Source organism: Kitasatospora sp. NPDC058478, from assembly GCF_042720345.1.
Lineage (GTDB): Bacteria > Actinomycetota > Actinomycetes > Streptomycetales > Streptomycetaceae > Kitasatospora.
Genome location: NZ_JBHXML010000009.1, coordinates 106,031 through 115,096, shown reverse-complemented (window position 1 = coordinate 115,096; position 9,066 = coordinate 106,031). Strand labels below are relative to the sequence as shown.

General features: G+C 71.9%; 9 protein-coding genes. 2 read left to right on the top strand and 7 right to left on the bottom strand.

Going from position 1 to position 9,066, the window contains the following annotated elements; translation table 11 throughout:
- Positions 1-68 precede the first annotated feature (68 nt).
- The 3 genes from ACFWPT_RS07435 to ACFWPT_RS07425 form a co-directional block, all read right to left on the bottom strand.
- A complete protein-coding gene (locus ACFWPT_RS07435; RefSeq protein WP_380480268.1) occupies positions 69-986 on the bottom strand; it encodes a phosphatase PAP2 family protein in 918 nt (305 codons plus the stop codon).
- A gap of 142 nt (positions 987-1,128) precedes the next feature.
- Entirely contained in the window at positions 1,129-1,791 is a 663-nt protein-coding gene (locus ACFWPT_RS07430; protein ID WP_380480266.1) for a response regulator, read from the bottom strand.
- Positions 1,788-3,101, bottom strand: a complete 1,314-nt coding sequence (locus tag ACFWPT_RS07425; RefSeq protein ID WP_380480264.1) for a sensor histidine kinase — start codon at positions 3,099-3,101, stop codon at positions 1,788-1,790. Before ACFWPT_RS07425 ends, ACFWPT_RS07430 begins: the two co-directional genes overlap by 4 nt.
- Before the next feature lie 325 nt (positions 3,102-3,426).
- Between ACFWPT_RS07425 and ACFWPT_RS07420 the strand changes: the two genes are divergently transcribed.
- Positions 3,427-4,926: an alpha/beta hydrolase family protein gene (locus ACFWPT_RS07420; protein WP_380480262.1), complete on the top strand. Its 1,500-nt coding sequence runs from the start codon at positions 3,427-3,429 to the stop codon at positions 4,924-4,926.
- A 111-nt stretch (positions 4,927-5,037) separates the two neighbouring features.
- Here ACFWPT_RS07420 and ACFWPT_RS07415 read toward each other — a convergent pair whose 3' ends face one another.
- Positions 5,038-5,526 carry an SRPBCC family protein gene (locus ACFWPT_RS07415; RefSeq protein WP_380372335.1) on the bottom strand — a complete coding sequence of 163 codons (489 nt, stop codon included), beginning with the start codon at positions 5,524-5,526 and terminating at the stop codon, positions 5,038-5,040.
- Between the two features lie 63 nt (positions 5,527-5,589).
- Between ACFWPT_RS07415 and ACFWPT_RS07410 the strand changes: the two genes are divergently transcribed.
- Complete coding sequence (locus tag ACFWPT_RS07410) at positions 5,590-6,261, top strand: TetR/AcrR family transcriptional regulator (protein ID WP_380372338.1); 672 nt, start codon at positions 5,590-5,592, stop codon at positions 6,259-6,261.
- Positions 6,262-6,389: 128 nt separating this feature from the next.
- Here the strand turns inward: ACFWPT_RS07410 and ACFWPT_RS07405 are convergent, their stop codons facing one another.
- The 3 genes from ACFWPT_RS07405 to ACFWPT_RS07395 all read right to left on the bottom strand — a co-directional run bounded on the left by ACFWPT_RS07405 (position 6,390) and on the right by ACFWPT_RS07395 (position 8,922).
- Positions 6,390-7,322 carry a chitinase gene (locus tag ACFWPT_RS07405; protein ID WP_380480260.1) on the bottom strand — a complete coding sequence of 311 codons (933 nt, stop codon included), beginning with the start codon at positions 7,320-7,322 and terminating at the stop codon, positions 6,390-6,392.
- Between the two features lie 228 nt (positions 7,323-7,550).
- Positions 7,551-7,976, bottom strand: coding sequence for a VOC family protein (locus ACFWPT_RS07400; RefSeq protein ID WP_380480258.1), 426 nt, complete (start codon positions 7,974-7,976; stop codon positions 7,551-7,553).
- A 76-nt stretch (positions 7,977-8,052) separates the two neighbouring features.
- Complete coding sequence (locus tag ACFWPT_RS07395) at positions 8,053-8,922, bottom strand: HEAT repeat domain-containing protein (protein WP_380340365.1); 870 nt, start codon at positions 8,920-8,922, stop codon at positions 8,053-8,055.
- Positions 8,923-9,066: the final 144 nt, after the last annotated feature.

Below are 9,066 nucleotides of genomic sequence, written 5' to 3'. Positions count from 1 at the left end.
GACGGGCGGCCAATGCCGAAGGCCGAGGCCAACGGCCTCGGCCTTCGGCCGGACAACGTGCCGGGCGGTCAGCCCACGGCCAGCCGCGTGCGACGCGCGACGCGGGCAGGTCCCGCCACCACGGTGCACCAGACCAGGACCGCGCACAGGAAGGCCGCCGCCGCGAAGATCAGCGGTCCCGTGACGGAGTCGTCCCGCGCGCCGGCGGCGAGCGCGGCGGCCGCCGACAGGACGAGGGCGACGGCCGGCAGAGCCCGGGGGCTGCGCGCGACGCCCGGTGCGGCGGAGGCCGGCAGCAGCCAGAGCGCGAGGCCGTAACAGGCGCAGCCCAGCAGCGCGGCCCCCAGCACGTCGCTGGGCCGGTGGTGGTAGAGCGCCTGCACGGCACCGGCGGTGACGGTGAGCCACAGCATGCCGACCGCGGTGACGTAGGGGCGCAGGCGCGGGGAGGCGACGAGGGCGGCGCCGAGGACCAGCCCGATGGGGACGGCCGCGTGCCCACTGGGGAAGCTCACCTCGGTGAGCATGGCGGGCGCGTTCACCAGATCGGGGCGGGGCAGGACCATCTTGCTGCACACCTCGGTGCCCCCGAACGTGCCCAGGACGACCCCGATCGCCGCGCAGCCCTGCCACCAGCACCGCCGCACCAGGGCGACGACCACGATCACGGCCATCCCCACGACCAGGGTGGGCAGGGCGGTGAACTCCAACGGGGGCATGGCCGCCGAGTCGAAGGCCGACCCCGACCAGTCGTAGATCCACGCCGGTTCGCCGCCGTTCCCGTTCATCAGGGAGTTCTCACCCCGCTGCCCGAACGGGGTCCAGACGGCGAGCAGGTAGACCGCCGCGAACCCCAGGGCGCACAGCAGAGCCGGCAGCCACGGCCGTATCGACCGCGTGGGGCCCTCTCCGGCCGGGGTTCCCGGGGCCCGACCGGAGGCGTCCGGCCCGGGTGCGGGCAGGGCCTGGTGATCTTGCTGAGTCATCACTGTCTTTCTGCTCGGAACTCAGGGAGCCGCGGGCCCTGGTCGTAGACGACTTGGTTTGAACAGGGACGCCGACGACGACGTCACGGTTCCCGTGCCGACACCGGACCCGGGGCGGGCGGCGGCGAGGCGCTCGGCGGCGTCATGCGGGGTGGATGAGGCGGCTCTCGTAGGCGAAGACCACCGCCTGTATCCGGTCGCGGAGTTCGAGCTTGTGCAGGATTCGCCCCAGATGGGACTTCACGGTCGCCTCCGCGAGGTACAGGGCGGCCGCGATCTCGGAGTTGGACAGGCCGCAGCCCACCTGGACGAGCACCTCGCGTTCACGGGCGCTGAGTCGGCCCAGCCGATCGTCGGGGTCGGCGCTGCTGCCGTCGGGAATGTGCGGGCGCAGGTGCTCCAGCAGGCGGCGGGTGATCCGCGGGGACACCACCGCGTCGCCCGCGGCGACACTGCGTATCGCGGTGAGCAGTTCCTCGGGCCTGGTGTTCTTCAGCAGGAAGCCCGAGGCTCCGGCGCTGAGTCCGGCGAAGGCGTATTCGTCCAGGTCGAAGGTGGTGAGGATCAGCACTCTGCTCTGCGGGGAGATCCGGATGACCTGCCGGGTCGCCTCGATCCCGTCGATCCCGGGCATCCGGACGTCCATGAGGACGACATCGGGGCGCAGCTCCCGGGCGAGGCGGATGGCCTGGGCGCCGTCCGCGGCTTCGCCGACCGGTGCCATGTCGGGCTGGGCCTCCAGGACCGTGCTGAAGGCCATCCGGAGCAGCGCTTCGTCGTCGGCGATCAGGATGCGGATCGTCATGCGGACGCCGCTCCGCTGCTGTCGAGGAGGAGGCGGGTGTGGACTCCCCAGCCGCCACCCGGAAGCGGTCCGGCCCGCAACGTCCCCCCGTAGGCGGCCGAGCGCTCGCGCATGCCGGGGATGCCGTGGCCGGACGGTGTGGCGCCGGGATGGGGCGGGCGGGGGCCGCTGTCGGTGACGTCCACGGTGACGGTCCCGGTCGAGCACCGTATCCGGACCGTCGCACGTGTGCCGGCGGGTGTGTGCTTGAGGGTGTTGGTCAAGGCTTCCTGTACCAGGCGGTAGACGGTCAGTTGTGCGGTGGCGGGTATGTGGGTGTGGCCGCCCTGGACCTCGATGCGGGTCGGCAGCCCGGCGGCGCACATCTGGTCGGCGAGGGCCTCCAGTTGGGCGATGCCGGGTAGCGGGTGGCGTTCCGCGTCCGGTTCGTCGGTCCGCAGGATGCCCAGCGAGCGCCGCATGTCGGTCAGGGCCTGCCGGCCCGTCTCGGAGATCTGGAGCATCGCGGTGGTGGCCTTGTCGGGCGACCGGTGCTGCGCGTAGACGGCGGCGTCGGTGAGCGCGACCATGACGGACAGGTTGTGGGTGACGATGTCGTGCATCTCCCGGGTGATACGTGTCCTCTCCTCGGCGACGGCCAGTCGCGCCTGCTGTTCCTGTTGCTGTTCCAGGCGTGCGGCCCGTTCCTCCAGGGCCGCGAGGTAGGCGCGCGTGGTCCGCACGTTCACACCCAGGACGGCGGCGGCGACGACCATCGCGGTGACCGCGACGAAGGGGGTCAGGAATGCGCCTTCCGTCGCCCAGCGCAGGCAGGCCAGCAGGGCCCCTGCCTCCACGACGGCACCGGCGACGAGTGTGCCGCGCCGGCCCGAGTTCGCGGCTGCCGTGTAGAGGGCCACCAACAGGCAGACGTCCGCCGGGAGTTGGACGTCTGTCAGCCACTGGACGAAGGCCGCGGCTGCCACGGTGCCGAACACCGTGAGCGGGGCCCGGCGCCGCCACAGCAGGGGCAGCGCGAGAGCGGCGGTGAGGGCGACGGCCACCGGCAGCTCGTGCGGCGCGTGGGTGGTCACGATGTTGAGCAGGAGAAGCGTCGGCAGCAGCGAGTCCCACACCATGGGCGGCAGCCGGGAGCACCGGCGCCCGGCGGCTGTCACCAGTCGCGCCGCTCGTGCGGAGGCCAGGTCGGCGTACCTCGTCAGCCGAAGAGTCGTCCTCGCCCACCGCACCCGGTCCCGCACCAGCTCCCGCACCCTGTCCCGATCCCGGTCCCGGTAGGCATCGCCGGGTTCCGCGGCCGCCTCGGTCATCACACGTCCCTGTCGATTCAGCGTCATGGTGGCCCCGGCCGGGGCTGCCACCGCGTGCAGCCGGATCCGAGTCGGGTACGGGGAACGTACGCCTCGCGCTGCCCGGCACGTACCGCGGCCCTGTCACGGTAGGGCGCGGGCCCCAGGGAGCACATGCGTCCACCGTCTGATGGCACCGTGCCGAGGTACGACCGCAGGAGGAGTCCCGCTACCTCCCGTGGTCGTAGGGCGGCCGCCGATCCGGCGTGCCCGATTGCCACTCCGGTCGCACCGGGAGCTGCCACGGATTGCGACCCCGGTGGCACACGACGGCGACCCGGGATCGATGTGCCAGCGCGTACCCGGCGCCGAATATGGCCTGGTGACCGAGATCATCACGGGGCTGTACATGTCCCCCCTGGAAATCCTTGTCCTGCTGGGCGCCGTCGCACTGGTGGTGGCGCGCTGGCTTCCCCCCTCCGCCCGCCCACACGTCACGATCGCGGCGGGGGCGGTTCTCGTCCTGTCCGCGATCCTGCTGAGCGTGGCGGGGATCCGCTGGCAGATGCTGCCGGTCCTGGCAGGCGCCGCCTTCGCGTTGCCGTTCGCCCTCTCCCCCCTGCTGCGGCCGCTGCGACGCCGTCCCGGCCGGCCCGCGTGGCGGGCCCGCTGGTGGCTGGCGTTGCCGGGATCGGCGGCCTGCGTCGGTCTGATCGCCACGGGCCCGGCGGCCGCCTGGGCCCTTCCCGTACCCGAGTTCCCCACCCCGTCAGGCGACTTCGCGGTCGGCACCCGCGTGGTCCAGTGGACCGACCCGCACCGCCCCGAGACCTTCACGGCCGATCCGGACGACCGGCGCACGGTCGTGGTCCAGCTCTGGTACCCCGCGCAGAAGAGCCCCGCCGGCGCGCAACGGGCCCGGTACCTCGGACGCACGGAGCACGAGGCCCGCACCGTCTCCGACGCCCTCGCCCGCCAGGTCGGCCTGCCGGGTTTCCTGGTCGACGGTGTTCCGCGTGCCCACACCCATTCTGTATTCGACGCCCCGGTGGACGGCGGGCGGGGGCGGTTCCCCGTCGTCCTGTTCTCTCCCGGGTCGGGCGGAGTACGCACCCAGAACACCGCCTGGGCGGAGGAACTGGCCAGCCACGGCTACGTGGTCGCCGCCCTCGACCACCCGTACGACTCCGCCGCCGTCGTCCTCTCCGACGGCCGGACGATCACCACCGAGACCACCTCCACCGGCGACCCGGACCAGGACGAGAAACTGGCGGCCGACTGGACAGCGATTCGGGCCGCCGACCTCGGATTCGTCCTCACCCAGCTGGACGGTCTGGACCGGGGGGAGACCGCCGACCCGCTGAGCGGACACCTGGACACCGGTCGGGCCGCGGTGGCCGGACACTCCATGGGTGGCGCCGCCGCCCTCCAGGCAGCCCGGCAGGACCGCCGCTTCCACGCCGTCATCGATCTGGACGGCTACCCCCACGGCCCCACCTCCCCCGCCCTCGACCAGCCGACGCTCGCGCTCACCCAGGCCGTCACCCCGGCAACCGACCCGCGCTACCTGCCCCGCCTCACCGAGGCGCTCAAGTCCAGCACCGCGACGAGCTACCGGCTCACCATCCCCGGCGCCGCACATCTCACGTTCATGGACGGCCCCCTGTATCTGCCGCCCGTGCCCTCGATCGTCGGTTCCCTGGGCCGTGCCGAGAGCCCGCGCGTCGTCGCCGCGGCCACCCTCGCCTTCCTGGACGCCACGCTGCGGGGCAAGCCCGGCGACCTGGCCGGCGTTCTGCCGGCCTACGGCAACCTCAGCGTCCACCGCCCGGACAGCAGCCACTGACCAGCTGTTCCGGGGCACGTACGCCTGCCGGACGAGGACGATGAGATCAGACGAGATCATCGGCCGGAGGGCCGCGCTCGAAACCGCCGGCAGGCGGCCCCGTGTCGTTGTTCACCTGTGTGCGAACGCGCGGAGCAGGCGTACGTACGGGGTCCAGCGGGCCGGGCGGGCCACCGTGCCCGTGCAGGCGAGCTCGGCGCGGTCCAGGCCGTCCTCCAGGCAGGCGTCGTGCATCGGGCGCCAGGCCGCCGGCCAGGTCAGGCGCTCCAGGCCGCCGGCCTTCATCGCGAGGGTGTGTCGCAGCACGGTGCGTTCTTCGTCGACGGGCAGCACCGTGAACTCGTGGAAGCCGTGGAATCCGCGCGGCCCGCTGAAGGTGAAGCGGACCCAGACCCCGGGCACGTACGCGGTGACCGTGTAGCGGACCGGGCCGTGGCCGCCGGTCGCGCCGACCGCCAGTGGGCGGTCGAACTCCATCGCGGGCCAGTCCGAGTGCGCCCAGAGCCGGTCCGCCGGGCCGCCTGACAGGCTGTCGACGAGCGCGCCCACCTCGCTCGCCTTGGCAGCCAGCAGGCGCTCGTGCACGTTGTAGACGCCCATGCGTCCTCCCCTTCAGATTATTAGAGACCAGCCTCTAATAATCTGGAGAGTACCCTCTGATTCATGGCGAGACCACCCCGATTCGACACCGACCAGATCCTCGACGCCGCCGTCCGGCTGGCCGCCTCCGCCGGGCCGGCCGGCGTGACCATGTCCGCCGTCGCCCAGGCGATCGGCGCGCCGAGCGGGTCCATGTACCACCGCTTCCCCGGCCGTACGGCCCTGCTCGCCGAGGTGTGGCTGCGGACCGTGGAGCGCTTCCAGGAGGGGCATTTCGCCGCACTCGGCAGCGCCCCCGACCCCCACCCGGCCGCCCGCGCGGCCGCCCGGCACGTCATCTCCTGGAGCCGCGCCCACCCGCAGGAAGCCTCGCTCCTCCTCTACGGCGCCGAGGAGTTCGGCCGCGCCGGCTGGTCCGAGGAACACAAGGAGCGCGCGGACCTCGGCAACCGACGCGTGCTCGACTCCATCGGCTCCCTCGCCGAAACGCTCGGCGCGGCGGGCCCCCAGGACCACGAGCGCATCACCCTGGCCCTGATCGACCTGCCGCTGTCCGTGGTCCGCCGCCATCTGCGCGCCGGACAGCCGCTGCCACCGCACGCGGAAGACCTCACCGAGGAATGCACGACGGCTCTGCTGGCTGTCGCCCAGCCCGTCGCCGCGGGGGCCGGGAAGGCCTCGTCACGCCCCGTCAACACGGCCACCACCCGATCGGACACCGACAACGAGGCATGACCCGCCTCCGATGAGGTGTCCGGCATCCCCGGCTTCAGGGCACCGGCCGGGACGGCACCGGCCCCCTTCGCGCGGAAGCGAAGGGGGCCGGATGCCACGAGGCCTGAGAACTGCGCGGAGCTACACCGTCAGGCCTTGGCCACCGAGGCGACGAGCGCCTGACGGACGGCACAGTACCAACTAGCAGAACCAGTAGGGCAGTTGGGGCCGTCGACGTTGCGGGAGAGCGCGTATTCCCAACCGGCGGCGCCGGCGAAGTCCGGGTACTTGTCGGCGAGAGCGCGCAGGGTCCGCTGGAGGACCGGCATGTCGACGTAGCCCTCGCAGTCCAGGTTGTCGTTGGTGATGCCGGCGGCGACGACCTTGGACGCGGGGAACTGGTTCCGGATGACCGCGTCGTAGTCGGCGGTGTCGGCGAGGCTGCCGTTGCCGCAGTAGAACTGGGTGTTGTACCAGCGGATCAGGGGGCCGACCTGCTTTTCGAGCGTGCGGTAGTCGAGGAAGGGGAGGTTGCTGCCCTCGGGCATGGTGAGCTCGCCGGGCCCCGGGGCAAGGGTGATCAGGAAGTCCGGCCCGAAGTCGGAGCGCAGCTGACGGATGAGCCTCTCGGCGGTCGCCTCGTGGAACGCTTCCTCGACGTCGAGGTCGATGCCGTCCAGCCGGTACGTCCTGAGGGCGTCGCGGACGGGCGGGTAGTACGTGCCGAAGTCCTTGTCGAGCAGCCCGTACGTCCCCTGCGCGGCGCCGCCGAGGAGAGCGGTGACCTTGACGCCCTTCGCCTGCACCGAGGCGATGTCACGCCACATCGGGACGTACTTGGCCGCGGAGGGCGGGTCGTCGTTCAGGGTGAGGATCGGGTACTGGGCGGGATCGTTGAGGTGGAACGCGGCCACCTCCACCACGTCCGCGTGGCCGATCAGGGGCACCGGGGAGACGTACTGGCTGCCGGGGTCACCCGTGGTCGTGCCGGTCTGGTAGAACGCGACGACGTGACGGCTCGCCGACGCCTTCGCCGCGGGAGAGGTGCCTCGCACCCCGTCCGGGTGTCCGTGACTGCTCATGGGCGGGTTCCTCCTGAGTGCTCGGCCACAGCCCTGCTGTGGGTCACCAGGAAGCGTGCCGCCCCGCCCGGGAGGGTCGTGCGCATTCCCACCACGCGTCCCGGAATTCCACTCCGCCAGCCCCGTACCACCGCCGCCGCCCATCGGCCCGGCCCGCCGGGTCGAGGCCGGCGAGGTCGGCGTCGCGCTCGGCCCAACGGCTCCCCGCCTCGCCGGCTCGGGGGAGGCTCAGTCGACGCAGAACTCGTTGCCCTCGATGTCCTGCATCACGATGCACGAATCGGTGCCGTCGTAGAGCAGTTGGACGCGTACCGCGCCGAGCGCGAGCAGCCGGGTACACTCGGCTTCGAGCGTGGCGAGGCGCTCCTCGCCCACGAGCCCGGTGCCGACCCGCACGTCGAGGTGCACCCGGTTCTTGACGACCTTGCCCTCGGGAACGCGCTGGAAGAACAGTCGTGGGCCCACACCTGAGGGGTCGATGCAGGCGGACCACGAACCCCGGTCCTCGGCAGGCTGGGAGCGGTCGTACTCGTCCCAGGTGGCGAACCCCTTCGGCGACGGCGATTCGTACCCCAGCACCTCGCACCAGAAGCGGGCGACCCGCCGGGGTTCCGCGCAGTCGAAGGTGACTTGGAACCTCTTGATCAATGACATAAGCGCACCATAACAGGGGGTCTCTTGCTCATCTCCCGTCAGGAATAAGCATGCTGACGCGAAGCCGGAACCTCGGCTAGCCGATCCGGCGACGGGACTGGACAACGAGCAGGACGGCCCCCTCAGGAACTTCGTCGTCCACCGCGATCCGGACCTCCGTGACCGTGCCGGGCCAGTCCGCGATCAGCTCCTGGCAGATCGCGTCGTTCTCCAGGACGGCCATGAGTTCGCCGCCCCGGACCGTCTGACCGGGCTCCACCAGAACCTCGGCCACGCACCACGGCACGCCCATCACAGCCTGCGCGGTGAACACCGCCGGCCCCAGCTCGCGCCAGGCCGGCGGTACCAGCGGCCCGCCGATGCGCTGCTCGACCTGGTCGAGGGCTGCTCCGGCGCACCTGGCGAACGAGGAGTCGTCCGCCAGGTGCTCGCGCAGCAACGGCCCGACCGCACGGACGTCACCCAGCCGCGCCAGCGTGTCCACCGCTTCGGACCGCGTCTCGGGATCCGCCAGGCACGCGGCGACGGCCTCGGTGTGATCGGCCGAACCGTTCTCGGCCAGACCCCGCAACGCTCGACGGCGGTACTCCGGGCTACGGGTGCGCAGTTGGCGTTCCAGGAACGGCAGGGCTCGCGGATCCTTGATGTACTCCAGCGTCTCCATGAGTGCCGATTCCTGCGCAGGGTCCTCCGCAACCTCGTCGAAGAAGGTGTCCGGGAAGGCACGGGCAAGGTGTATCTGCGCTTCCAAGGGGCGCCGGTAGTCGTCCCGGTCGCGGCGCACGATCTCCGCCATGTCCCAGCCCGGCTCGGCCCGGCCCGCCCGAATGGCGAGGAGCCGACGAAGACTCGCCGGCCCCGCTGCCAGCAGGCTGTCGAGGGCGCGGTCGTCCCCATACAGGTAGTCCGTGAGGAGGCCGTCGATCGCCTCGTGTGCCAGGTCCATGGGGAGTCGGCCAGCTTTCAGTGGAGCAGCGGGTCAGGGTGGGCACCTTCTCCGCCGGACGGCGCCGCCCGGTTGCTCAACCATCGTTCATTGCGGGGGCACTTCCCGACAAACCAAGAAGGGCGTCGAACCGGCCGACGACTC

What these genes read in the sequence shown, in the direction of transcription:
- ACFWPT_RS07435 (WP_380480268.1), bottom strand. Translation starts at nt 986, where the DNA reads ATGACTCAGCAAGATCACCAGGCCCTGCCCGCACCCGGGCCGGACGCC.
- ACFWPT_RS07430 (WP_380480266.1), bottom strand. Translation starts at nt 1,791, where the DNA reads ATGACGATCCGCATCCTGATCGCCGACGACGAAGCGCTGCTCCGGATG.
- ACFWPT_RS07425 (WP_380480264.1), bottom strand. Translation starts at nt 3,101, where the DNA reads ATGACCGAGGCGGCCGCGGAACCCGGCGATGCCTACCGGGACCGGGAT.
- ACFWPT_RS07420 (WP_380480262.1), top strand. Translation starts at nt 3,427, where the DNA reads ATGTGCCAGCGCGTACCCGGCGCCGAATATGGCCTGGTGACCGAGATC.
- ACFWPT_RS07415 (WP_380372335.1), bottom strand. Translation starts at nt 5,526, where the DNA reads ATGGGCGTCTACAACGTGCACGAGCGCCTGCTGGCTGCCAAGGCGAGC.
- ACFWPT_RS07410 (WP_380372338.1), top strand. Translation starts at nt 5,590, where the DNA reads ATGGCGAGACCACCCCGATTCGACACCGACCAGATCCTCGACGCCGCC.
- ACFWPT_RS07405 (WP_380480260.1), bottom strand. Translation starts at nt 7,322, where the DNA reads ATGAGCAGTCACGGACACCCGGACGGGGTGCGAGGCACCTCTCCCGCG.
- ACFWPT_RS07400 (WP_380480258.1), bottom strand. Translation starts at nt 7,976, where the DNA reads ATGTCATTGATCAAGAGGTTCCAAGTCACCTTCGACTGCGCGGAACCC.
- ACFWPT_RS07395 (WP_380340365.1), bottom strand. Translation starts at nt 8,922, where the DNA reads ATGGACCTGGCACACGAGGCGATCGACGGCCTCCTCACGGACTACCTG.